14 protein-coding genes are annotated in these 24,803 nt (G+C 52.7%); all 14 read left to right on the top strand.

What is annotated here, in order from left to right:
* Nucleotides 1-13: 13 nt before the first annotated feature.
* Complete coding sequence (locus Q0336_RS01105; RefSeq protein WP_298524542.1) at nucleotides 14-2,719, top strand: SusC/RagA family TonB-linked outer membrane protein; 2,706 nt, start codon at nucleotides 14-16, stop codon at nucleotides 2,717-2,719.
* A gap of 29 nt (nucleotides 2,720-2,748) precedes the next feature.
* Nucleotides 2,749-4,296: a SusD/RagB family nutrient-binding outer membrane lipoprotein gene (locus Q0336_RS01100; RefSeq protein ID WP_298524539.1), complete on the top strand. Its 1,548-nt coding sequence runs from the start codon at nucleotides 2,749-2,751 to the stop codon at nucleotides 4,294-4,296.
* Nucleotides 4,297-4,320: 24 nt separating this feature from the next.
* On the top strand, nucleotides 4,321-5,478 hold the full coding sequence (locus Q0336_RS01095) for a glycoside hydrolase family 18 (protein ID WP_298524536.1): 1,158 nt from the start codon (nucleotides 4,321-4,323) through the stop codon (nucleotides 5,476-5,478).
* Nucleotides 5,479-5,487: 9 nt separating this feature from the next.
* Nucleotides 5,488-6,705 carry a DUF1735 and LamG domain-containing protein gene (locus tag Q0336_RS01090; protein ID WP_298524533.1) on the top strand — a complete coding sequence of 406 codons (1,218 nt, stop codon included), beginning with the start codon at nucleotides 5,488-5,490 and terminating at the stop codon, nucleotides 6,703-6,705.
* An 81-nt stretch (nucleotides 6,706-6,786) separates the two neighbouring features.
* Nucleotides 6,787-7,827 carry a discoidin domain-containing protein gene (locus Q0336_RS01085; protein ID WP_298524530.1) on the top strand — a complete coding sequence of 347 codons (1,041 nt, stop codon included), beginning with the start codon at nucleotides 6,787-6,789 and terminating at the stop codon, nucleotides 7,825-7,827.
* Between the two features lie 898 nt (nucleotides 7,828-8,725).
* On the top strand, nucleotides 8,726-11,755 hold the full coding sequence (locus Q0336_RS01080) for a SusC/RagA family TonB-linked outer membrane protein (protein ID WP_298524527.1): 3,030 nt from the start codon (nucleotides 8,726-8,728) through the stop codon (nucleotides 11,753-11,755).
* A gap of 36 nt (nucleotides 11,756-11,791) precedes the next feature.
* A complete protein-coding gene (locus Q0336_RS01075; RefSeq protein WP_298524524.1) occupies nucleotides 11,792-13,435 on the top strand; it encodes a SusD/RagB family nutrient-binding outer membrane lipoprotein in 1,644 nt (547 codons plus the stop codon).
* 21 nt (nucleotides 13,436-13,456) lie between these two features.
* Nucleotides 13,457-14,653 carry a glycoside hydrolase family 18 gene (locus Q0336_RS01070; RefSeq protein ID WP_298524521.1) on the top strand — a complete coding sequence of 399 codons (1,197 nt, stop codon included), beginning with the start codon at nucleotides 13,457-13,459 and terminating at the stop codon, nucleotides 14,651-14,653.
* Between the two features lie 25 nt (nucleotides 14,654-14,678).
* On the top strand, nucleotides 14,679-15,830 hold the full coding sequence (locus tag Q0336_RS01065) for a DUF1735 domain-containing protein (protein WP_298524517.1): 1,152 nt from the start codon (nucleotides 14,679-14,681) through the stop codon (nucleotides 15,828-15,830).
* Between the two features lie 722 nt (nucleotides 15,831-16,552).
* Nucleotides 16,553-19,564 (top strand): SusC/RagA family TonB-linked outer membrane protein, encoded by a 3,012-nt coding sequence (locus Q0336_RS01060; RefSeq protein WP_298524514.1) that lies wholly within the window; start codon nucleotides 16,553-16,555, stop codon nucleotides 19,562-19,564.
* 31 nt (nucleotides 19,565-19,595) lie between these two features.
* Nucleotides 19,596-21,140 (top strand): SusD/RagB family nutrient-binding outer membrane lipoprotein, encoded by a 1,545-nt coding sequence (locus Q0336_RS01055; RefSeq protein WP_298524511.1) that lies wholly within the window; start codon nucleotides 19,596-19,598, stop codon nucleotides 21,138-21,140.
* Nucleotides 21,141-21,176: 36 nt separating this feature from the next.
* Nucleotides 21,177-22,316 carry a glycoside hydrolase family 18 gene (locus Q0336_RS01050; RefSeq protein WP_298524508.1) on the top strand — a complete coding sequence of 380 codons (1,140 nt, stop codon included), beginning with the start codon at nucleotides 21,177-21,179 and terminating at the stop codon, nucleotides 22,314-22,316.
* Nucleotides 22,317-22,334: 18 nt separating this feature from the next.
* Complete coding sequence (locus Q0336_RS01045; protein ID WP_298524506.1) at nucleotides 22,335-23,519, top strand: DUF1735 and LamG domain-containing protein; 1,185 nt, start codon at nucleotides 22,335-22,337, stop codon at nucleotides 23,517-23,519.
* A 23-nt stretch (nucleotides 23,520-23,542) separates the two neighbouring features.
* The gene (locus Q0336_RS01040) at nucleotides 23,543-24,580 is read left to right on the top strand and encodes a discoidin domain-containing protein (protein WP_298524503.1); all 1,038 of its coding nucleotides are present in this window, start codon (nucleotides 23,543-23,545) and stop codon (nucleotides 24,578-24,580) included.
* The last annotated feature ends 223 nt before the right edge of the window (nucleotides 24,581-24,803 follow it).

The following is a 24,803-nucleotide window of genomic DNA, read 5'->3' as shown; positions in this document are numbered from 1 at the left end:
TGAAGACAATCAGCTGGAGTCTGTTGTCGTCACAGCTCTCGGTATCAAGCGCTCTCAGAAAGCCCTGAGCTACAACGTCCAGGAAGTCAAGAACGACGCTCTGACGACGGTCAAGGATGCCAACTTCATGAATAGCCTCAACGGTAAGGTCGCTGGGGTGAACATCAATGCATCTTCCTCGGGTATCGGTGGTGCTACGCGTGTCGTCATGCGTGGTCCTAAGTCAATGAACCAGAGCAACCAAGCGCTCTATGTCATCGACGGTATTCCCATCATCAATACCAACGGTGGGGAGACGGGTGGCCGCTATTCCGCTCAACCTAAGGGTGAAGGGATCTCGGACATCAACCCTGACGATATCGAGTCGATCTCGGTACTTAGTGGTCCTGCCGCTGCCGCTCTCTATGGGGCAAGCGCAGCGCAGGGGGTCATCATGATCACCACGAAGAAGGGTAAGGAAGGACGTGTACAGGTCATGCTGTCCAATAGCTCCTCTTTCTCTCGTCCTTTCGTCATGCCTCGCTTCCAGAACGAGTTCATCAACCGTCCTGGTGACGTGAAGAGCTGGGGTGCACAGACTCCTTCGCCCTACGGCAACTACAATCCTGCAGACTTCTTCAATACGGGGTCTAATATCCAGAACACGGCTTCGCTCACCATCGGTAATGCGAAGAATCAGACTTACCTCTCTCTGGGTACGACCAACGCTGCTGGTATCATCCCAAATAGCAAGTACAATCGCTACAACTTCAGCTTCCGTAATACGACGAAGTTCCTCGATGATAAGCTGACGCTGGACTTCGGCTTCAACTACATCAAGCAGGGCGACCAGAACCTCATCGCCCAAGGGGAATACCTCAACCCTATCGTACCTCTCTACCTCTTCCCACGTGGTGAGAACTTCGATGGGGTACGTACCTACGAGATCTACGACCCTGTGCGCAAGATCAACGTGCAGAACTGGCACTACGGGGACGCTTACTCCATGCAGAACCCCTACTGGGTAGCTAACCGCATGCTGGCTATGGGTAACAAGGATCGCTACATGGTCAACGGCTCACTCAAGTGGAAGATCAACGACTGGATCGATATCACAGGTCGTGCTCGTGCCGACGTGATCAATAGCTTCGACGAAAGCAAGCGCTACGCTTCGACGGCTAACCTCTTCACGGGTTCACCCTATGGTTACTACTCCTACAGCAAGGGCAACAACACCTCGCTCTACGGAGATGTCATGGCGAACATCAACAAGCGTATCGAAGACTTCTCTATCGCTGCCAACCTTGGTCTCTCGACGAACCGCTCGTACCTCGATGATCGAGGCTTCCGCGGTGGTCTTCGCTCACTCTCCAATGTCTTCGATCCTAACCAGATCGACTATGGACAGCCTACCGCAGGTAATGCTCCTATCTACAGCAACACGTCTCACGTGACGAACTCTGCCTTCGCTAGTGTCGAAGCAGGCTGGAAGAGCATGCTCTTCCTTACCCTCACGGGTCGTGAAGACTGGGACTCTGCTCTTGCCCACACGACGGGTAACCCCTTCTTCTATCCTTCTGTAGGTCTCTCTGGTGTCATCTCTCAGATGGCCAAGATGCCTAAGTGGATCAACTACCTCAAGACGCGTGTCTCTTGGGCTAAGGTAGGGTCACCTATCCCTGCTCAGATCTCCTCCCCTTACCGCTACAAGTATGATCCTGCTACGCAGAGCTACTCTACGGTGACCTATAAGTTCCCAAGCGACTTCAAGCCTGAGCTGACTTACTCTTGGGAAGCTGGGGTGACGGGTAAGTTCTTCCGCAACCGACTCAGCGTAGAAGCTACTGTCTACCAGTCGAACACGAAGAACCAGACCTTCCTCATGCCTCTCTCCTCTGCCTCCAACGGCTACAACAGCGAGTACATCCAGGCTGGTAATGTCCGCAACCGTGGTATCGAGCTTGCTATCGGATGGACGAGCAAGTTCGGTCAGCTGGAGTGGACCACCACGGGTACGTTCAGTGCTAACCAGAACCGCATCGTCGAGCTCCTCCCTGGCCGCAAGGATCCTATCTCTAAGGGTGGTCTGAGGGGTGCTGAAGTTTACCTCCGCGAAGGTGGTTCTATGGGTGATGTCTATGTCAATACCGACATAAAGCGTACACCCGAAGGTTATCCTGAAGTTTCCGCAGATGGTAAGGTCACTTCTTCTACTCTTAGCAATCCTGTCTACAAGGGTTCTGTCCTGCCCGATGCTAATCTGGGTTGGGTCAACGAATTCAGCTGGAAGGGTCTGAATGTCGGCTTCATGTTCTCTGCTCGTATCGGTGGTATCGTCCTCTCTCAGACGCAGGCGATCCTCGACGAATATGGGGTATCTAAGGCTTCTGCAGACGCACGTAAGGCCGGCGGTGTCGCCGTCGGTAATGGTCGTGTCGATGCTCAGGGCTACTACTCTATCGTCGGTGGTGCTAACCCTGTCTGGTCAGAGTATATCTACGACGCTACGAACGTACGTCTCCAGGAAGCTCACGTCTCCTACCTTATCCCTAAGAAGCTCCTCGGTAATAAGGTCAACCTCTCTCTCGGTCTGACGGCTCGTAATCTCCTGATGATCTACAATAAGGCTCCATTTGACCCTGAGCTGACCGCTTCTACTGGGACTTACTACCAGGGCTTCGACTACTTCATGCAGCCTAGCCTTCGTAACCTAGGTTTCACCGTGAAGCTTCAGTTCTAAGCTAATTGACTCTTATCCACATGTATCTTATGAAGATCAATCATATTGCCAAGGGCCTCAGCCTCGCTGCTCTAGCCCTCACTCTTGGCTCCTGCACGAGTGGCTTCGAGGAAATCAACCGCCCTGGGGGAAACCTTGATAAGGAGACCCTACAGCGTGATAACTATAGTATCTCTTCGTTCCTCATCCAGCTGCAGAATCGTTCTTTCCCTGAGCAGGAGAACTGGTATCAGACGAACTTCGACCTCGTGGGGAACTATCTAGGCCGCTACTTCACGTATGCAAATGATGGTTTTAGTTCAAAGAACTTCACCATCTTCACTGCTCCTAATAGCTGGCTGGCATGGGCTAACTCTGAGGTTTTGGTCCCAGCCAAGAGCGCCTTTGCCGAGATCGAAGCTCTCTCAGACAAGGGAGACTTGAACTATAACTGGGCACTTATCATGCGTGCTCATGCTTTCCTCGCTCTCACCGACAAGTCGGGTCCTATGCCCTTTGGCCTAGACCCTAAGAATCCTGAAGGATATAACTCTCAGGAGGATATCTACAAGGCTCTTGTGAACGACCTCACCACCGCAAGCAAGGTGCTCAAGGCTTATACGCTAGCTAACCCTGGTGTGAAGGTCAATGAGGCTGCAGATAAGATCTATGGTGGCGACTTCGCAAAGTGGATTAAGTTTGCTAACTCCCTCAAGCTACGTATCGCTATCCGTATGCGCTATGCCGCACCAGAGCTTGCTCAGCAGTATGCTAAGGAAGCTCTTGCCGAAGGGGTCATCGAATCTTCTGCTGACAATTGCGCCATCACCTACATCCCTCGTGGTCTCTATAAGACCTCAGTTGAGTGGGGAGACTCGCGTGCTTGCGCCGACATCGACTCGTACATGAACGGCTACGAAGACCCTCGCATCTCTGCTTACTTCGCTGAGCCTGAAACTAAGGCTGATCGTAAGCTCGTAGGCTGTCTAGCTGGTGCTAATGTCAAGAATAAGGCTGCTGCAGATAAGCTCTATTCAGCAGCTGCTGTCACGAAGAATTCTCCTAGTGTATGGCTTTCTGCTGCAGAGATGTGGTTCTGCCGCGCTGAAGGAGCTCTTGCTGGCTGGCCTAATATGGGTGGCTCCGTCAAGGAGCTCTATGAGCGTGGTGTCAAGGAATCCTTCACTCAGTGGGGCGCTACAGGTGTAGAGGCTTACCTCCAGAGCGAAAAAACTCCAGCTAACTACAAGGATGCTGTCGGTGGCTATGGTAAGGATATGCCTGCCGTGAGCACCATCACTCCTAAGTGGGATGAAGCTGCTGATGTAGAAGTCAAGCTTGAACGCCTCATCACCCAGAAGTGGCTAGCTCTCTTCCCCAACGGGCAGGAAGCTTGGAGCGAAATCCGTCGTACGGGTTATCCTAAGGTCTTCGCTCTCCCTGTAGCGACTAGTGGCTACACCATCCACGTAGCTAATCGTATCCCCTACGATGTCAATGAGCGTACTCGTAACCAGGCTAACTACGCAGCTGCTCTTACTATCCTTGGAGGAGCAGATGACTATGCTACGAAGCTCTGGTGGCAGCAGAAGAAGTAATTTCCCTAGCTAACGAACTAAGAAATGAAGATTAAGAATATCCTAGCGGTATCTGCAGTCGCTCTGCTCGGTCTGTCCTCTTGCAGCAAGTGGACGGATATGGAGATCCAGCATCCTATGGATCTGACCAAGCCTGCACATACTGAGGAGTACTACAAGGCACTCCGTGACTATAAGAACTCTGATCACCAGGTTGCCTTCGCTTACTACAGCGCTTGGACAGGGGTCGGTACGAACATGCAGAGCTCTCTCATGGGGCTTCCTGACTCCGTAGACCTCATCTCCCTCTGGGGGGGCTGGAAGAATCCTACCGAAGCTCAGCTCAAGGACCTGCGTATGGCCCAGCAAAAGAAGGGGCTGAAGGCTATGATCTGCTTCCTCGTCCTCGATATGGGGAATGGTATTACTCCCGATCCTACTGATGCTGAAAAGGTAGCCCTTAAGGAGGGTGAAAAGTGGACGCACAAGTACTGGGGGTGGAGCACCGAAGATACTGAAGCAGGTAAGGCCGCTCGTCGTGCCGCTGTCGTTAAGTATGCTAACGCTATCTGTGACCTCATCGATAAGTATGGTTACGACGGCTTTGATATCGATGCTGAGCCTAGCTATAGCCATCCCTTCAATACGGACTATGAGCTGTGGCGTACGGATAGGGTGGATGGTGTACCTACCCTCATGACCCTCTTCATCGAAACCCTTGGTAAGCGTATCGGCCCCATGGCTGAGACTGAGGCTGGTCGTAAGAAGGTCCTTGCAGTGGATGGTCAGCCCGATGCTCTTCCTGCTACGCATGCCAAGTACTTCAACTACTTCATCATCCAGGCTTATAGCGACAGAGTCGGCTATCAGAATGCGCACTTCCAGGGGATGCTTCGAGTATACAAGGATGTCCTCTCTGTCGAAGATATCTGTAAGAAGAGCATCTTCGTCGTGAACTTCGAGTCTGGTGCTACTCGTGGTGGTGAAGCAGGTCTGGGTCAGATCCTGAACTTCGCTCTCCAGAACCCTGTCGTTGATGGTGTCACCTATCGCAAGGGTGGTGTCGGAGCCTTCCGTGTCGACCTAGAGTATGCTATCAGCACTCCAGATGTCGTCAACGGTATCGATATGTCCCCAGTCAAGGGACTCTCTTATCCTTGGTGGCGTCGTGCTATCCAGCTGATGAACCCAATCATTAAGTAGTCGCATAATATGAAGATCAATAAATCTATCCTTGGAGTCGTAGCTGCGGCTATGCTCCTCGGGGCTTGTAACGACAGAGAACTCAAGGAGCTCTCTAACCAAGCCTATATCGCTCAGACTGGGACGCAAGCTGGTCGTCTGGGGTCACTTCAGCTGGGTGACAGCGAAGTGTCGACGGATATCAATGTCCGTCTCTCTAACCCTCAGGACAAGGATCAGGCCTATTCCCTCGAACTCAGTGCCGAGGCTCTTGAGCAGTATAACAAGCTCAATGGTACCTCCTTCGTGATGCTCCCTGCAGAGCAGGTGAAGCTCTCCACTTCTAATGTGGTGGTTAAGGCAGGTTCTGTCTTCTCTGAAGCTGTGAAGGTTTCCCTGTCGCCTCTTAGCAAGGAGCAGATGGATTCGGGTAAGAAGTTCGCTATCGCCTTCAAGCTCAAGTCTGCAGGTGCTTCGGCTGCTGTCCTCAAGGGCGCTGATACCTATGTCTATGCGATCAAGACGATCACTTCGGCTTATGCTCCTATCCTCGGTACCTACAAGGGTAAGTACTACAAGGCTATCGCTCGTGGTATTGCTCCTGTAGAGCTCCAGCGCTTCACCATCGAGATGCGTGTCAATATCAATGGTCTCAATAGAAACAACCAAGCACTCTTCGGTGCATGGGCTCCGGGCTCTGAGATCTACATGCGCTTCGGTGATGCTAACCCTCCCTACGACTACCTGAATATCAAGTTCGGTGATGGCGGTCAGATCGACCGTACCTTCGAAGGTGCTAAGACCAATACGTGGTACCACATCGCTCTGGTCTTCGACGGTGCTCAGGCTACGCTCTATGTCAATGGTAGCAAGATCACCAGCACAGACAAGCCTGCTGGACGTGTCTTCAAGCTCAATGATGCGATCCATGTCGCAGGTTCTGGTGCAGCTTACTTTGTCAATGCTTGTATCTTCAGCGAACTCCGTATCTGGAATACGGCTCGTACGCTTGAGCAGCTCCGTGACAACGAGTACACTGTCGATCCTACTAGCCCAGGTCTCCTCCACTACTGGAAGATGAACGAAGGTAAGGGTGGTACGTTCGCTAACTCCGTAGCTGGTGCTCCTGCCCTGAATGTCTACGATGGTAGCTACGACGACAAGAATCACGAGAGCAATGTCATCCAGACACCTGTTTGGGTATCGGATGTCCGCTCTGACGGTAAGGGTACAGTCAAGGTCCCTTAATCTTAATATCGGTGATACGACACAGCCCTCCCCTTCGGAGGGGGGGGCTGTGTACGATCCCTCTAATAGCATTGAAGTTTTATGCAAAAGACTCTATCCATAGCTTGTGCAGCACTCTTCCTCAGCCTAACGGCGTGTCAGAAGGGCTTTGATCTGGATACGCCTCTCCATGATAAGGCTGATACCAAGACTGCTGAATCTGTAGCTTATATCAAGACTGGGGACTTTGATCTATCTAAGTCTCTGAAGAACCCTCTCCAAGTCACGTTCCAAGGGACGACTCTCACCAAGTGGGCAGATCAGGAGCGCTATGTCTACCTCTCTAAGCCAGTTGCTCAGGATGTGACGGTCACTGTCGCTATCGGTACCTCTGAGGCATCTGGTGCTTCCTTCGTTGCCTCTCACTCAGGCTATCGTGTTGCTCCCGAAGGCTACGCTAAGCTTTCGACCACGACCGTGACGATCCCCAAGGGTCAGACGAAGAGCTCTACAGCGATCACCGTCAGCACAGGGGATAAGTATGACGAGATCTCGAAGCAGAATGCTGCTACGGAGCACTTCGTTATCCCCGTCCAGGTCTCAGCTGTCGTAGGTGCATCGTCTGTAGGTGTCAGCCGGGACTATGGTACCTACTTCATCCCCGTGAAGAAGAGCTACCAGAATGTAAGCTTCTTCACGCGCGATCCTCAGGGAGTGATGCTGACCTCTGCAGATGTCACCTATGATGTCTCTTCTGAGCTCTCTTGGGGTAACTACACCTACAGCAAGGACGCTCTCTATGATGGCGACCCCTCTAACGAGTGGTATGCTGCCTACGGAGAACCTGCTCCTTGGGTGACTGGTATCCTCAAGAATGGCACGAAGAAGTTCAACTATATCCTCTTCAAGGGTACTGATGAGAAGATGGATTCTTTCTCTGGGATTGAGATCTTCACCACGCAGGATGGTACCAACTGGACTTCTCAGGGTGTCCTCCCTGCTAGCTACTTCAATCAGGAGAATGTCGTCATCGTTCGCTTCCTCAACCCTGTTGAAGCTAAGGGTGTAAAGATCCTTGGTGTCAATGCGATCAAGTCTGGGTACTTCGGTATCGGTGAACTGAACTTCTTCGCAGAGAAGTAAGCTCTCATCCTCCTATCTTTGATTACAAGGCCCGTACATGTAGCCCTCAAGGTGTACATGTACGGGCCTTCGCTATAGATCTACTTCAGCATTCCCTCATCTAAGAAAGGGGGTGACCGCACCAGAAAGAAGTGCGGTCGCTCCCTTTGTGCTATCTGTGAGATGCTCATCAGATAGGGGGCCCCTTCTTTTATGTGGCAGTCTAGCCCAGATCTGGAGCGTGGATATAGGGGGTAGGCAAAGAGGCTGCTGAAGGGCTGAAAAGAAACCTACGGTAGGTCGGTGAGACGACCTACCGTGGATCGCATCGACGACCTACAGTAGGTTTTTTCGGCGACCTACCGTGGGTTCCAAAAGAGGGTTTTCAGAAGTCGCTGTAGACAGGGCTTCTGGAGGGGGCTTTTTTGATTGGGATGTTGATCTTGGTGGGTGGTGATGGGCTTCGGGAAAAACAGTGGTGCCCAGTCGTTCCGATGTAGGTGTGTTCTTAAAGAATTTTATTAAGCAAGGGGGCTTGTAAAAGTATTTTTTGGAAGGTTAAAATTACTACTTTTGCCCGCTGACTGGATAATCATGGTTATACTTAGTGACAGCCTACTCTCCCTAGATCCCTCGCACGAGAGGTCTAGTCTGCGTGACCTATCGGGTACAGACCAGATAGGGCATTCCTCTATTTATATGACAAAGCTGGCGAACTGGTGGATGCGCTCGATGCGCAGATCGACTAGATATATGCTCAGTCCTATCTGTATCCCAAGCGGAAAGGCTCCTAGACTAGGCTTGGTAGCAGGTAGAGGTCTGGGAGCTTTCCTTGTCTTGTGAAGTGTCGCAGCTACTTAGGGTAGCTCGGGTGTTCACTTCATTTCTTCCCTCAAGATTCCATTTTTTAATTTTAGATATGAAGAAAGTACTATCTCTCCTCATGACGCTTTTCCTCTGTGTCGCTACGGCACTAGCACAGGGGCGGAGCATCAGTGGTGTCGTGCTCGATGCCACGAATCATGAGCCAGTGATCGGGGCTTCGGTTCTGGTCAAGGGCGTGCCTGGTCAAGGTGCTTCTACCGACATCAACGGTAAGTTCACCTTGAAGAACGTCAAGGCGGGTGCTGTCCTCGTCGTATCCTCTATCGGATATGCCAAGAAGGAAATCTCCGTCGGTAATCAGACTGAGCTAAAGATCGAGCTCGCTAGTGAAGACAACCAACTCCAAGGGGTCGTCGTCACCGCTCTCGGTATCAAGCGCTCTCAGAAGGCGCTGAGCTACAATGTCCAAGAGGTCAAGAACGACGCTCTGACGACGGTCAAGGATGCTAACTTCATGAACAGCCTCAATGGTAAGGTCGCTGGGGTGAATATCCAGCGTAGCGCCTCTGGGGTCGGTGGTAGCACCCGTGTCGTCATGCGTGGTAATAAGTCGATCTCTGGGGATAACAACGTCCTCTATGTGATCGACGGGGTACCTGTCGGTAATAGCGCAGACCGTGGTGGAGACGGCTCGGGCTTCGGCTCAGGTCGTGCTTCGGGTGAAGGGATCTCCAGCATCAATCCCGACGACATTGAGTCAATTAGTGTCCTGACGGGTCCTTCTGCTGCTGCTCTCTATGGTGCTTCGGCTGCGAACGGGGTCATCCTCATCAATACTAAGAAGGGTGCAGCTGGTAAGCTGCGTGTGAACTTCTCTTCTTCTGTGGAGACGGCTTCGCCCTTCATTATGCCTAAGTTCCAGAACACCTACGGCAACAAGCCTGGGGAATATACCTCTTGGGGAGAGAAGCTCGCTACGCCTACCGACTATCAGCCTAGAGACTTCTTCAACCGTGGGGTCACGTACAACAACTCCTTCAACTTCTCTGTCGGGACGGACAAGAACCAGACGTACTTCTCCGCCTCTGCCATCAACGCTAAGGGGATCGTGCCCAACAATAAGTACCATCGCTACAATGCTTCGATCCGCAACACGGCGAAGTTCCTCGATGATAAGCTTACGCTCGATGTCTCGGCTAACTACATCCGTGACTACGCGAACAATATGATCTCCTATGGGGCTTACTTCAACCCCATCGTCGGTGCTTACCTCTATCCTAGAGGGAAGAACTTCGACCAGGAGAAGTACTTCGAGCGCTACGATGCTAAGGAAGGCTACTACACGCAGTACTGGTCTCCTGGTAGCATGGGTACGGACGTGCAGAACCCTTACTGGGTCGCTTACCGCAACCTGCACCCCGAGGTCAACGACCGCTACATGCTCTTCGGTTCGCTCAAGTATGAGCTCAACAAGAAGATCAACTTCTCCGGTCGTGTGCGTCTGGACAATACCTACACCCAGCGTGAGACGAAGCTCTATGCTTCTACCTCAAGCGTCTTCTCTAAGCCTCTGGGTTATTACTCCGCAGACAACAGCTACTTCAAGCAGAAGTATGTGGACTTCATGGCTAACTACAATTCAGCCATTGGCAAAGACTTCAACCTCACGGCTACCCTTGGTACTTCCTATGAAGAGTACGACACCAAGAGCCAGGGCTTCGGTGGTCACCTCTCACTCATCCCTAATAAGTTCATCTTCTCCAATACCAACTCGCTCCAGAGCGGAGGTTCGGAGGGCTCAAGCCGTAAGAGCAACTTCGCTGTCTTCGCTTCTGCTGAACTTGCATGGCGTAGTGCGCTCTTCCTCACCCTCACGGGACGTACCGACAAGCCTTCGCAGCTTGTCAATAGCGTAGACCCATGGATCTTCTATCCTTCGATCGGTCTCTCGGCTGTCGTCACTGACCTCATCGGTTCGGATCTCCGTGCTAAGCTTCGCCCAGCACTGTCCTACCTGAAGGTACGTACCTCCTTCACCGAAGTAGGTTCTCCTATCCCCTTCACGGGGCTGACCCCAGGGACCATCACCCACTCTATGGGTAGCGGTAAGGTAGAGCCCTTCGACTACTATCCTCTGCCTGACCTCAAGGCAGAGCGTACGCGCTCGGTCGAGCTCGGTATCGACTCTCGTTGGTTCGGTGGTGCTCTGACCTTCGGAGCTACCATCTATCAGTCCAATACGCTCAATCAGCTCCTCGAGACAGACCTTGACCCAGGGACGGGCTACAAGAAGCTCTATGTCCAGGCAGGTAATGTCCGCAACCGTGGGGTGGAAATGACTCTCGGCTTCCACAAGAAGTTCGGTGGCTTTGACTATAATACTAGCCTTACAGCTACGGCTAACCGCAATAAGATCATCAAGCTCGCTTCTGGTGTGACCAACCCCATCTCGGGTCAGGTCTTCGACCTAACGGATATCCGTAAGGGTCGCTTCCGTCTGCGTGAAGGTGGCGAACTGGGTGATGTCTACGCTAGCGAACGTATCAAGCGTGATGCAAATGGCTACGTCGAGTACACTCAGGGTCAGTCGCTCGTCACCGAGCCCACCGACCCCTACAAGCTTGGCTCTGTCAATGCTAAGTGGAACTTCGGTTGGAAGCACGGCTTCTCCTACAAGGGCTTTGATCTGAATGTCCTCTTCACGGCACGTCTTGGCGGTATTGTGATCTCGAAGACGCAGGCTGCTCTGGATAAGTTCGGTGTATCGCAGGCTTCTGCTGAGGCTCGTGATGCAGGCGGTGTGACGATCGGGCAGGGTCTCAATATCGATCCTCAGAAGTTCTATGACGCTGTCTACAACCTAGACTCCTACTACGTCTACTCGGCGACCAACGTCCGTCTACAGGAGCTTAGCCTCTCCTACAGCCTACCCAAGAGTGTCTTCGGGAAGGTCTTCAAGAACGTCGGTCTCTCTGTCTACGCTACTAACCTCTGGATGATCTACAACAAGGCTCCCTTCGATCCCGAACTCACGGGTTCCACGGGTACCTTCGGTCAGGGGTACGACTACTTCATGCTACCTAGCCAGCGTACCATCGGTGCCAGCCTCAAGCTCGGTATCTAGCCTTCGTCCCTCACCTTATCAATACGTATCTATCGTATGAAACTTAAGAATTTAGCCATCTTCCCTGTCCTCGCCCTTGGAGCGCTTATCTCCTCGTGCAATCAGGAAGAGATCAATACAAGTCGTACCGGTGTCACCGACAAGGAGCTCAATCAGGGTGGTCTCAGCTATGGTCTGCCACTGATGGACCTTCAGCGTACGGTCATGCCTATTGGCCCTGCAGGAGATGTGGGACCAGGCAATAGCATGCAGGTCCTCGAGCTGATCTCCACCGGTAACTATATCGGCTACTACAGCAACAACAATAACTGGAACTTCAACACCGAAGGGACTTGGACCTTCACAAATGGTCGTATGGGCCTGCTCTATGGGCTCCTCTATGGTGATGTCGCTAAGTCTTGGCTACCTATCCATACTCAGGCATCTCGTGCTCAGGATAACCTCCAAGCTCAGCAGATCCTAGCGATAGCTAATGTTGTCAAGATCGTCGGGTGGCTCCGTGCTACCGATGCCTTCGGTCCAATCGTCTACACTAAGGCTGGTAGCGGGGATATCACCCCTACTCCCGACTCACAGCATGAGGTCTATAAGGGCATGCTCGCTGAGCTGGAGAAGTGCGCTACGCTGCTGCGCGAGGCTCAGGAGCCTATCCTCCAGCGCTACGACCTCGTCTATAATGGTGATGCCAGTAAGTGGGTGCGTCTAGCTAACTCGCTGATGCTTCGTATGGCAGTCCGTGTTCACTTCAAGGATGCGGCTCTTGCTCAGGAGTACATCACCAAGGCTGTGAACCCCGCTAATGGTGGACTTATCGAGGCGACCAATGATGAAGCGAAGATCGGAGACTCAGAGAAGCAGCCTCTGGCTCACCCAGCTCTGATCTCGGTCAATCAGTATAATGAGACCCGTATGGGGGCTACGATCTGGTCCTACCTCCAGGGCTATAATGACCCCCGTCTGGAGAAGTACTTCACTCAAGGGACCTATCGTGGTCGCTCTGGCTACTACTTCCTCCCTCCGACTAACAGAGAGTCAAAGAAGGAAGGGGAGAATACCGCACAGTATGCCTCGAAGCCTAACTTCCAGAACACGACTCCTGTCTACTGGTTCCGTGCTTCTGAGACCTACTTCCTCATGGCAGAGGCTGCTCTTTATGGGCTGCTCTCTTCGGGTACGGCTCAAGAGTATTATGAGCAGGGTGTACGTCAGTCCTTCGCTGAAGCTGGTGCAGGTGATGCCACGAGCTATCTAGCTCAGATGGGTTCTACTCCTGTAGCGACCTCTGTGGCGAATAACCCTTACATCGGTCGATATAGCGACAATATCTCCTCGGGTAATGTATCGCCCAGCTGGACAGATGTCGATCCTAATCGTAACGCTACTGAAGTACAGCTTCAGAAGATCATCACTCAGAAGTACCTTGCTCTCTTCCCCAATGCCTATGAGGCTTGGACTGAGTACCGTCGTACGGGCTATCCCTTCATCATGAAGCCTGCAGATACGGGGGCTCCCTCACGTATCGGTGGTCCTGCTAGTATGCGTGCTCCTGAGCGCTTCTCCTTCCCTGCGTCGGCCTACGATAGCAATCCTAATCTCAAGATCATCCCTAGCCTCCTCGGTGGTGTAGACCTCGGTGCTACGCGTCTCTGGTGGGTGCGTGAAGATCGTCCTAATCAGTAACCTAAAGAATAACGAACATCTATGAAGATGCTAAAATATGCGCTGGTAGCTCTCACTGCCCTCTCTGCTATCTCTTGTAGCAAGTGGACGGACGAAGAGAAGCTCACCTACGACAGCCAGCAGGGGTTGAAGCGATCCATCCCAATGATTGAGATGACGAGTGCTGATCAGCTCACTCCTGCGCAAAAGGAGCACTATGCTAAGCTCCGTGCTTGGAAGCAGACCCCACACGTCCGTGGCTTCGGCTGGTTCGGTGGCTGGACGGCTAAGGGGACGGATCCTCAGAAGTACCTCCGTATGCTCCCTGATAGCGTGGATATCGTCTCGCTCTGGGGAACGCATGGTGATCTTACCGAAGCTCAGAAGACTGACTTGAAGTTCTTCCAAGAAGTTAAGGGTGGTAAGGTCCTGCTCTGCTGGATCGTCTCCAACCTCGGTGACCAGCTCACCCCTAAGGGGAAGAATGCCATCGACTACTGGGTGAAGGAGAAGGGCGGAGGCGAATTCCTCGAAGGGGTTAAGGCCTATGCCAATGCGATCTGTGATACCATTGAGAAGTACAACCTCGATGGCTTCGATATCGACTATGAACCCTATTATGGTGGTAGCGGTAACTTGGCTACAGCTCTTCAGACCTATGAAGAGGATGGAGAGACCTATTACTATGATTGGAAGAAGTACCCTGCTGCCGCCTATGTGGGGGCAGAAGCTGATGTCATCGATGCTTCTCCCGAGCGAAATATCGGGATGTACACCTTCGTGAAGACGCTCTATGATCGTCTTCATCCCAAGGGTCGTATCCTGCTCTTCGACGGGGAGCCTTATAAGCTCTCTGCCGAAGCCTCTAAGATGATCACCTTCTATCTCTATCAGGCTTATGACGAGTCTACGACGGCGGCAGCACAGCGCAAGATGCGCCAGGGTGCACATCTAGACAACTGGGAGGGGAAGACCTTCCTCACCCTAGAGTTCCAGAAGTACTCTAAGACCGGTGGCTATCCTACCTATACGAGCTCTAGAGCGGAGATCCAGAAGCTCGACGTAGGTCGTCAGATCATGGACTACGCTACGATGATCCTGCCCAATGGCAAGCGTATCGCTGGTATCGGTACCTACCACATGGAGCTGGATACCGAGGGTGGTAACTACCGCTTCCTTCGTCAGGCACTCAATGCGGGCAACCGTGTCAGCGCTACTCAGAAGGAAGAGTTCCAATAACCGCTAAACAGCTATAGACAAGACAATGAAAAGATTCGCATATATGCTGCTAGCGTCAGGACTGCTAGCTAGCTGCCAGAACGAACTCTACAACGATCCTGCGAAGGAGCACGAAGTCGAGCAAGGCGCTTACATCCATGGGCAGGATCAGACGCAGATCTTCCTGCTCAATGGAGATTCGCAGGAGGCTGTCGGGCCTCGCATCGATCTCGTCAAGCCAGCCTCTGCGCCTGTGACTATTGGATTCTCCGTAGGTGACAAGGCTCAGTTGGATGCTTACAATGCCAAGAACGGAACGAACTATACGCTCCTGCCTAAGGAGATGTATGAGATCGCTTCTTCGGTGGAGATCCCCGCAGGTAAGGTGTCGGCTACGGTGCCTGTCAAGCTCAAGAAGGTGACCTTCGCTGCAGGTCAGATCTTCGCTCTCCCTCTGAAGCTGACGGGTGCAGGTGCCCATGCTATCGGCGGTCAGAGCGAAGCGCTCATCGTCGTCGACCAGGCTACGGAGACCAAGGTGCTTCGTATCAATACGGGCAATGAGATCGCTACCTACTTCTCGGAGGATATCCTCGTTCCCCAGTGGACGATGGAGGTGATGGTCTACCGTACCAACATCAATGGAGCTCTAGCAGGTACGAAGTTCGTCGGTGCATCAGACGACAAGAGTGAGATCTACCCTGTGGTAGGTGCCGATGGCTCCTTCCTTCGTACGGGGGGTACAGACCTCAGTCTCTCCAAGGATATCATGCCTCTAGAGAATAAGAAGTGGTACATGTTCTCCTTCGTATATGATGGGGCAAATGTTTCCGTCTACTGCAATGGCCGTCTAGTGCTCAACCAGCCTGTACGCGAAGGCGACTACAAGCTCGGTGGCTTCTGGCTCAGTACGACCCGTGGCCTAGTACGCGAACTCCGCTTCTACAAGGTCGCTCGCACCCCAGCTCAGATCGCTGCCAACGTCTGGAAGACGGTTGATCCTACTGATGCTAACCTCGTAGCATACTATCCTATGAATGGTAAGAAGTATGATCATGCGACAGGCAAGGTCACAGAGGATGAGACCCAGATCTGGGACTGGTCAAGCAATGGCCGTCACTTCACGAATCTTCAGGGGGCAACCTTTGAGCAGGATGGTGATAAGCTCTATCGCTTCCCTCTCCCTGCGACGAAGTAGTCCGTCCTAGAGGCTTTCCTCTTTAGTTTAGCGAGGCTGTATCCCCCGAGGATGCAGCCTCGCTTTTTTCGTCCCAAGATACCCCCGTTTTGAAACCTACTGTGGGTCGTCTCACCGACCTACCGTGGGTCGCATCGACGACCTACAGTAGGTTTTTTCGGCGACCTACCGTAGGTCCTAAAAGGGGGCCCTCAAAAGCCCCAGTAGATAGGGAGGCTGGAGGCGAAGTTTTCTGATTCGGATATCGCTCTTGATAGCCGTTGATGGGACTCGGGAATGCCAGTGAGTCAGAGGGTTACGAAATATAGGTATTCCTAAATAAATTTATTAAATCGAAATGCTTCCAAAAGTATTTTGGGAAGGTTTTAATTGCTACTTTTGCGCGCTGATTTAACACAACATGGTTACACTTCGTGACAGCGTGCTCTCTTTAGACCTTACCATTGAGAGGTCTAGCCTGCGTGACCTATCGGGTGCAGATCCGATGGAGCATTCGTCTATCTATATGGCGAAGCAGTGGGACCCGTGGATGCGCTCCACATGGGTGGACCAGCTATATACTCATATTTCATCTATACTTAGAGAAGAAAAGCTCCTAGATAGCGTGGCGACACGTAGAGATCTGGGGGCTTTACTTGTCTTGTGATGCATCAGCTACCTCAGCTGCCTCACGCATACGGCTTCGCTAACCTTCCCAGACTCCATTTTTTTAATTTTTAGATATGAAGAAAGTACTATCTCTCCTCATGACGCTTTTCCTTTGTGTCGCTACGGCATTGGCACAGGGGCGGAGTATCAGTGGTGTCGTCCTCGATGCCACGAATCATGAGCCAGTGATCGGGGCTTCGGTCCTGGTCAAGGGCGTACCTGGTCAAGGTGCTTCTACCGACATCAACGGTAAGTTCACCTTGAAGAACGTGAAGACAGGTGCCGTCCTCGTCGTATCCTCCATCGGATATACGAAGAAGGAAGTGCCTGTCGGTAATCAGACCGAGCTGAAGATCGAGCTCGCTAGTGAAGACAACCAGATCCAAGGGGTCGTCGTCACAGCTCTCGGTATCAAGCGCTCGCAGAAGGCACTGAGCTACAATGTCCAAGAGGTCAAGAATGACGCTCTGACGACGGTCAAGGATGCCAACTTCATGAACAGCCTCAATGGTAAGGTCGCTGGGGTCAATATCAATGCTTCTGCTGCGGGTGTCGGTGGTGCTACACGTGTTGTCATGCGTGGTATCAAGTCCATCTCGGCAAACAATAATGCTCTCTACGTCATCGACGGGGTGCCCATCTTCAACGTGAACAATGGTAGTACCTCTGGGGAGTACTCTTCGCAGCCTAGCGGTGAAGGTATCTCGGACATCAACCCCGATGATATCGAGAGCATGAGCGTGCTCAGTGGCCCTGCCGCTGCGGCTCTCTACGGGTCAAGTGCCGCTCAGGGGGTCATCCTCATCACCACGAAGAAGGGTAAGGAAGGTAAGGTCAAGCTTGAGTATAGCAACAGCACGACCTTCTCGAACCCCTTCATCATGCCTCGCTTCCAGAGTGAGTATGGCAATCAGCCAGGCTCCTTCAAGAGCTGGGGTGCTAAGGGTAGTGCACTGGCGTATGATCCTGCTAAGTTCTTCAACACCGGTACGAACATCATCAACTCGATTGCTCTGACGACGGGTACGGAGAAGAACCAGACTTACATCTCTGCAGCTACGACCAATGCTGCTGGTATCCTCCCCAACAACAAGTACAACCGCTACAACTTCACCTTCCGCAATTCGACCAAGTTCCTCGGCGACAAGCTGACGCTTGACCTCGGTGCACAGTACATCCTTCAGGATCAGAAGAACATGGTAGCTCAGGGGTACTACTACAACCCTCTGCCTGCTCTCTATCTCTATCCTCGTGGTGAGAACTTCGATGAAGTGCGTCAGTATGAAGTCTATGACGAAGCCCGTAACATCAGTGTCCAGAACTGGCGCTGGGGTAATGGTGGTATCGACATGGAGAACCCTTACTGGCAGATGTATCGCAAGAACCGCCTGCAGAACCGCGAGCGCTATATGCTCAACGGTAGCCTGAAGTGGAAGGTCGCTAGCTGGATCGACCTGACGGGCCGTATCCGTGTAGACAACTCGATCGTCAATGGTAAGGACAAGTTCTACGCTGGTACCGATACCTATTGGACGGGTGGTAGCACCAAGGGGCGTTACAACCAGAATAAGGCTGAAGAGAAGCAGATGTATGCCGATGCTATGGCCAACATCAACAAGACCTTTGCCGAAGACTATAGCCTCTCGGCTAATATCGGGGGTAGCCTCTCTAATACCTCTTACAACTCGCTGGGCTATGGTGGTCCTCTAGCAGATGTCCCCAACGGCTTCAACGTGTACAACGTAGACCGCAACAACGGTGCTCCTAGCGCAGGTGGCTGGAGAGAACGTGCTCTTGCTGTCTTCGGTAGTGCAGAAATTGGCTACAAGCGTCTGCTCTTCCTCACGATGACGGCTCGTAATGAGTGGTCTTCTACGCTCGCTGGTACGGATCAGCTCTCTTACTTCTTCCCCTCGATTGGTCTCTCTGGCGTGATCTCGGATATGATCCAGCTACCTAAGGCCATCAACTACCTCAAGGCTCGTGTGTCCTACGCTGACGTAGGTTCGCCTCTGCCTCGCAACCTCACGCAGCCCCGCTATACGTGGGACAGCAATTCTCGTACGTGGGTTGCTCCTACCTACCGTCCCCTTGGTAAGCTCTATCCTGAAAAGACTTCTTCTTGGGAAGCTGGGGTGAACTCGCGCTTCCTCGGCAATGCGCTCTCTCTGGATATCACTTGGTATCTCTCCGATACGAAGAACCAGACCTTCAACGTGACGACTTCACCTGCTAGTGGTTACTCCTCGATGTATGTACAGTCGGGTAATGTCCGCAACTACGGTATGGAGTTTGCCCTCGGCTATCGTAAGGACTTCGGTAAGCTAAACTGGGAAACCAACGTGACCTATAGCTTCAACCGCAACCGTATCGTAGAGCTCCTCGACAACTACTACGACCCCGTCACCAAGGAAACCTACAGCCTGCCCTTCCTCAATCAGGGTAATGTCCGCCTCGTAAAGGATGGTACGATGGGTGACCTCTATACGTCTTCTGACTTCAAGCGTGACCAGGAGGGGAACATCTGGATCGACCCCTCGACTAACAACGTGGTCAAGGAAGAGATCTCTCCTCGTAAGATCGGTACGGTCCTACCTAGCGGTAACCTCGGCTGGCGCAATAGCATTTCCTTCCAGGGAATCAACCTAACGGCTCTTCTCACGGCTCGCTTCGGTGGTCAGGTGACCTCTATGACGCAGGCCATGATGGATGCCTATGGTGTATCTAAGACATCTGCTGATGCACGCAATGCTGGTGGTGTCGTAGTCAACAAGGGCCGTGTAGATGCTGAAGGCTACTACAATGTAGTCGGTGGCCGTGGTGGTATCACGCAGGAGTATCTCTATGATGCTACCAACGTACGTCTTCAGGAGCTCTCTCTTGCCTACACGCTCCCTAAGAAGTGGCTTGCTAACAAGGCTCGCCTCACGGCTTCTATCGTAGGGCGTAACCTCCTGATGATCTACAATCACGCTCCATTCGACCCAGAGGCAACGGCTTCTACGGGTACGTATAACCAGGGGTCGGACATCTTCATGATGCCATCGCTGCGTAGCTTCGGCTTCAGCATCAAGATGGAGTTCTAAGCTTCGCTCCCACTAAGCATTACTATTAGCAATGAATATATCTAAGAAGATCTTGGTGACCTCACTGGTCATGGCGGGTGCCCTCTCAAGCTGCACAAGAGGCTTTGATGAGATCAACGCTCCTGAGAATACCTTCACGAAGGATCAGCTCCGTGGTGATAACTACGAGATCGCTGCCTCCTTCCCCAAGCTTCAGTCGCTGATCGTCCCAGCTGACCAGTCGGGTTACTTCCAGCACTTCAGCCTTACGGGGGATATCTGGGGACGCTTCCTCATGTCCAACACGAAGTGGAATAACAACTTCTCCGTGTATCGCTATATGCACGAAGGTTGGCTGAATACTCCGTTCAACATCCTGACGAGCTTCTACCCTGAGTTCCGTAAGGTCAAGGAGGCTACGAATGGTCAGGGCATTACCTTCGCTCTAGCGCTGATCAATCGTGTCGGGCTGATGCACCGCCTCACCGACCTCTATGGTCCTATCCCTTATACTCAGATCGAAGGGGGGAACCTCAAGGTCGCCTATGACTCTCAGGAAGTAGTCTACAAGGCGATGCTTGCCGACCTCAATACTGCGATCAGTGATCTGACGATCTACATCTCAGCTAACCCAACGGCTAAGGTGATGGCGGATCAAGATCTGATCTATCGTGGTGACCTGAAGAAGTGGGTGCGCTTTGCTAACTCCCTCAAGCTTCGTCTGGCTATGCGTATGCGCTATGTCGAGCCTGCTCTGGCTAAGACGGCTGTCGAGGAAGCTGTGAACCACTCTATCGGTGTGATCGTAGACAATGCAGACAATGCGATCATCCATCAGAAGGGGAACAGCATGCTCTGGCTGATCACGAATGCTTGGAGCGATGCTCGTGTAGCAGCTGACCTGACGAGCTATATGAATGGATATAGTGACCCACGACGCTCTGCCTACTTCACGAACTCAGGCTTTGCAGGTGCAGGCTATGATGGTCTTCGCTCTGGCTCTAACCAGGATGGTAGCGAGTACAGCAAGTACTCTAATGTCAAGGTCGCTAACACCGATCCTACGATCATCCTCACGGCAAGTGAAGTAGCCTTCCTCAAGGCAGAAGCTGCGCTTATCGGCTGGAATGTCGGTGGTGCTACGGCTAAGAGCCTCTATGAAGATGGTGTACGTCTCTCCTTCGCTCAGTGGGGTGCTGGTTCTGCTGATGCCTATCTAGCAAGCACGGCTGCCCCTGCTAACTATACAGACCCCTCTGGTCGCTATAGCACGGGTGCTGTCAGCACGATCACTCCACAGTGGGGTGACTCTGACTCAGAAGAGACGAATCTGGAGCGTATCATCACGCAGAAGTGGATTGCTCTCTGGCCTCTCGGTTTCGAAGGCTGGTGCGAACATCGTCGTACGGGCTATCCTAAGTTCTTCCCTGTCGTAGGGACTGTCGAGTCTGCCTATGCTCATCTGGATGTGGCCAACCGCTTGCCCTTCTCTCGTACGGAGTACGATGTCAACTCGGCAAACGTGCAGGCAGCTATCAAGCTCCTCGGTGGAGCTGATGACTATACCACTAAGATGTGGTGGCAAAAGAAGAACTAAGGTGTGCCCTAGTATCCATATTTAAGAACTAAGTATATGAAGAATATTAAGTGTTTGGCACTAGCCGCAGGTGCTATCGTCGTGCTTGGAGCAAGCTCTTGCTCTAAGTGGACGGAGCTCGAGCAGTACAAGCCAACAGATAAGAGTGGTAACATCACTACTGAGGACTACTATGCTAACCTGCGAGCCTTCAAGAAGAGCGGTGCGCCTCTTGGCTTCGGCTGGTTCGGTGGCTGGACGGGTGTCGGTGCTTCGATGAAGACGCAGCTCATGGGGCTACCCGATAGCCTTGGTATCGTCTCTCTCTGGGGGGCAGGTGTAGCTGAGTTCGATGAAGCTCGCCGTGAAGACCTCAAGAAGGTACAGACCCTCAAGGGAACCAAGGTCCTGACGGGCTTCCAGGTCAATAGTGTTGGTGCTCAGCTGACCCCTCATGGTAAGACTACTGAGGAGTACTGGGGCTGGGAGAGCGGAACGAGCGAAGCAGCTCAAGCGAAGCAGACCGCTGCCATCATCAAGTATGCTAATGCGCTTTGTGACCTCGTCGACAAGCTGGGTCTCGATGGCTTCGACTACGACTTCGAGCCTAACTACGAAGGCGAAGGTAACCTGTGGTTCGACCATACGTGGACGGAAGCCAACCCTGGCTGGCGTAGACTTACGGCAGAAGAGAAGGTGATCAAGACGAAGAATATGACCACCTTCATCTCCACCCTTGGTAAGCGCCTTGGCCCTCAGTCGGGCACGGGTAAGCTCCTTACGCTCAATGGTGAGCCACAGAAGATGGTACCAGAGCTCGGGAAGTACTTCAACTACTTCATCGTCCAGGCTTACAATAGCTGGGGTGATGGAGACCTCGATGCCCGTCTCAAGAGCACGATCGACAACTACAGCGGTCAGCTTGAAGCAGCTGATGTCGCTCGTAAGTACATCGTCACGGAGAACTTCGAGAAGTGGGCTGGTCAAGGTGGTGCTACCTACACTGACCGCTCAGGTAATGTGATGAGAAGTGTCGAAGGTATGGCTCGCTGGCTCCCCGTCGTAGATGGGAAGACGCTCCAGAAGGCAGGTGTAGGTACCTACCACATGGAGTATGAGTACACCGTCTCTGGTCAAGTAGGTACGTACCCTGCTCTTCGCAAGGCTATGCGTATCATGGCTCCTCCTGTCAAGTAATTTGTCATCCGTAAAGCAATGAATAAGATGAATAAGACGATGCTTGGTGGTCTTGCTCTCGCTGCTGCCTTCCTCTCCGGTTGCTCCAACGCAGAGTACAAGCCCCTAGATAACTCGATCTATATTAGTGGTGCTGCGGCTGATCCCCTGCGCATCATCACGGTAGGTGATGCTAATAGCACGACCTCCATCCTCGTTCGCTCGGCAGCTCCTGCCAAGCAGACGATCACGGTGAACCTCGGTGTACAGCAGGCTACGCTTGATGCTTACAACAAGCGTAACGATGCTAACTATGTACTGCTACCTGCCGAGTTCTATACGCTCTCTGCTACTTCGCTCAAGATCGAGCAGGGCAAGGTCTCCACGCCTGAGCTCACGGTCACGATCAAGCCCTTCACCGAAGAGCTGAGCAAGAGTGGTAAGAAGTACGCTATTCCCCTCTCGATCACCTCGGTCTCAGGTGCTGACCTCTCCGTCCTTCAGGGCGAGAAGGACTTCATCATCGCATGCGATCAGGTGATCAAGACGAAGGCGATCAAGCTCCTACAGCAGCAGGGGATGAAGACTTCCTTCGCTGAGGGTGTCAAGACGGATACTTGGTCTGTCGAGATGCGTATCAAGAGTGATGACATCCGTGCTAACTACAACAACCAGTCCTTCATGGGTATCTCCTCTGGGATTGATGGCGGTGGTGAAGGCTCAGGCTTCATCTTCGGTCGTTGGGAAGGCGATGTCCTCCAGTTCAAGGTCAATGGTCATGATGGTGTATCGGCTACGATCAAGCCCGAATCCAACAAGTGGTATCACGTGGCTCTTGTCTGCGCTAATGGTACGCTCTCCATCTATGTCAATGGTCAGCTGAACAAGCAGGAGCAGAACCTCAAGTTCGCTACCGTTGGTCAGTACAAGGACTTCACGTTCGCTTATCCTCGCTGGAGAAATCACCCCTATCGTAGATCGAACTACTATATGAGTGAGATCCGCTTCTGGAACCGTGCCATCACGGCTGCACAGATCCGTCGCAATCGCTTCTCGATCGACCCCGCTACTCCAGGCCTAGTCGCCTACTGGAAGCTGGACGAAGGGACGGGGACGACCTTCAAGGATGCTACGGGCCACGGCCACGATCTCGAGCTCTACCACGGCGAGGGTCAGCGCACGGCTCCCTCTCAGTGGGTAGACATTCGCTCTGACGAAGACTAATCATCACATAGACTATCATCCATATGAAGAGATATAATAAGCATTGGATCCTCGGCCTCTGTGCTGCCACGATGGCACTTGGCCTAGCTGCGTGTAAAAAGGATGCGGATTCGGTAGATACCCTCCTAGAGCGTAACTATCCTCCTCGTGTCTATATCCAGGCAGACCGCTATTCGGTACCTGTCAATAGTTACCCCCTCCTGCACAGCAGTACGGGTATCACGGGGAATAATGTCGGCTACTTCACCGTTCGTCTCAATCGTCCCTCGACTCAGGATGTCGTCGTGACGCTCAAGTCCACGGTGAGCAACCCTGAGATCGCTAGCGCTCTCACGCTCAGTGCGACTGAGGTCACGATCAAGGCTGGTCAGATCTCCAGTGAGCAAGTCTCTGCGACGCTTGATCTAGCAGCTCTCGCTGCTCGTGAAGCTGCCGAGGAGTACACGGTCAAGGTCGTCATCGAGTCGATCAAGAGCGCTGCCAGCGGTGTCGCTATCAGCAGCAACCTCAATCTCTACTCGGCTACCTTCATCAAGTCTGCTCGCAGTGAAGACGCTCTTGTCGTAGGAGAGTCAGATTACGACTTCTCGTCGGTCAACTACTTCGATATGGCAGAGCGCACTACCAAGTGGACGGTATCTCAGGTGACCTCCGGTATCGACGGGGGCAATGATCCCAAGCGTGTGATCGATGGCAACTATGGTACAGACTTCGCATCGAACAACAGAGGCTTCAGCTTCGTCGTTGACTTCGGCAAGGTCGTCCCTAAGTTCCGTGGTATCGTCGCCTACTACTGGGCTGACTGGGCAGCTCCCCGTGAGATCCAGCTCGAGTGCTCGGTAGATGGCGTGAAGTGGACTAACCTTGGTCGTGCCGATATCTCTGGTCTCTCTGGAGATGCTAAGGCCCTCGTCGGTCTGAAGAAGTCCTATCCAGCCCGCTACGTCCGCTACACGATCACGAAGCCTGTGGGTCGTACCTCGGTGACTGAGTTCTACGCATTCGAAGATCCTGCTGAGGCTAGTGCCGACGACATCTTCGGAGGTGAGAACCAAGGATAATCTTTCCTCCTTCCCCTTTGCGATCCGCCCCTCGAAGGTCCGTCCTTCGAGGGGCGGATTCTTTTGTTTAGATCCAGGGGCAAGCAGGGTAGCTGCCCGATAGATATTTTGCTACCCGAGCTCCCTGTGAAAGCCCTTGCTCCAAGCCTTGCTTCTGCTAGCCTCTGTACCCCCTGTTTTGAAACCTACTGTGGGTCGTCTCACCGACCTACCGTGGGTCGCA

This window comes from uncultured Porphyromonas sp. (assembly GCF_938039215.1).
Classification (GTDB): Bacteria; Bacteroidota; Bacteroidia; order Bacteroidales; family Porphyromonadaceae; genus Porphyromonas.
Note: the sequence above shows the minus strand (reverse complement) of the source record. Positions and strands in the feature narration are given on the sequence as shown.

What these genes read in the sequence shown, in the direction of transcription:
- Q0336_RS01100 (WP_298524539.1), top strand. Translation starts at nt 2,749, where the DNA reads ATGAAGATCAATCATATTGCCAAGGGCCTCAGCCTCGCTGCTCTAGCC.
- Q0336_RS01095 (WP_298524536.1), top strand. Translation starts at nt 4,321, where the DNA reads ATGAAGATTAAGAATATCCTAGCGGTATCTGCAGTCGCTCTGCTCGGT.
- Q0336_RS01090 (WP_298524533.1), top strand. Translation starts at nt 5,488, where the DNA reads ATGAAGATCAATAAATCTATCCTTGGAGTCGTAGCTGCGGCTATGCTC.
- Q0336_RS01085 (WP_298524530.1), top strand. Translation starts at nt 6,787, where the DNA reads ATGCAAAAGACTCTATCCATAGCTTGTGCAGCACTCTTCCTCAGCCTA.
- Q0336_RS01080 (WP_298524527.1), top strand. Translation starts at nt 8,726, where the DNA reads ATGAAGAAAGTACTATCTCTCCTCATGACGCTTTTCCTCTGTGTCGCT.
- Q0336_RS01075 (WP_298524524.1), top strand. Translation starts at nt 11,792, where the DNA reads ATGAAACTTAAGAATTTAGCCATCTTCCCTGTCCTCGCCCTTGGAGCG.
- Q0336_RS01070 (WP_298524521.1), top strand. Translation starts at nt 13,457, where the DNA reads ATGAAGATGCTAAAATATGCGCTGGTAGCTCTCACTGCCCTCTCTGCT.
- Q0336_RS01065 (WP_298524517.1), top strand. Translation starts at nt 14,679, where the DNA reads ATGAAAAGATTCGCATATATGCTGCTAGCGTCAGGACTGCTAGCTAGC.
- Q0336_RS01060 (WP_298524514.1), top strand. Translation starts at nt 16,553, where the DNA reads ATGAAGAAAGTACTATCTCTCCTCATGACGCTTTTCCTTTGTGTCGCT.
- Q0336_RS01055 (WP_298524511.1), top strand. Translation starts at nt 19,596, where the DNA reads ATGAATATATCTAAGAAGATCTTGGTGACCTCACTGGTCATGGCGGGT.
- Q0336_RS01050 (WP_298524508.1), top strand. Translation starts at nt 21,177, where the DNA reads ATGAAGAATATTAAGTGTTTGGCACTAGCCGCAGGTGCTATCGTCGTG.
- Q0336_RS01045 (WP_298524506.1), top strand. Translation starts at nt 22,335, where the DNA reads ATGAATAAGATGAATAAGACGATGCTTGGTGGTCTTGCTCTCGCTGCT.
- Q0336_RS01040 (WP_298524503.1), top strand. Translation starts at nt 23,543, where the DNA reads ATGAAGAGATATAATAAGCATTGGATCCTCGGCCTCTGTGCTGCCACG.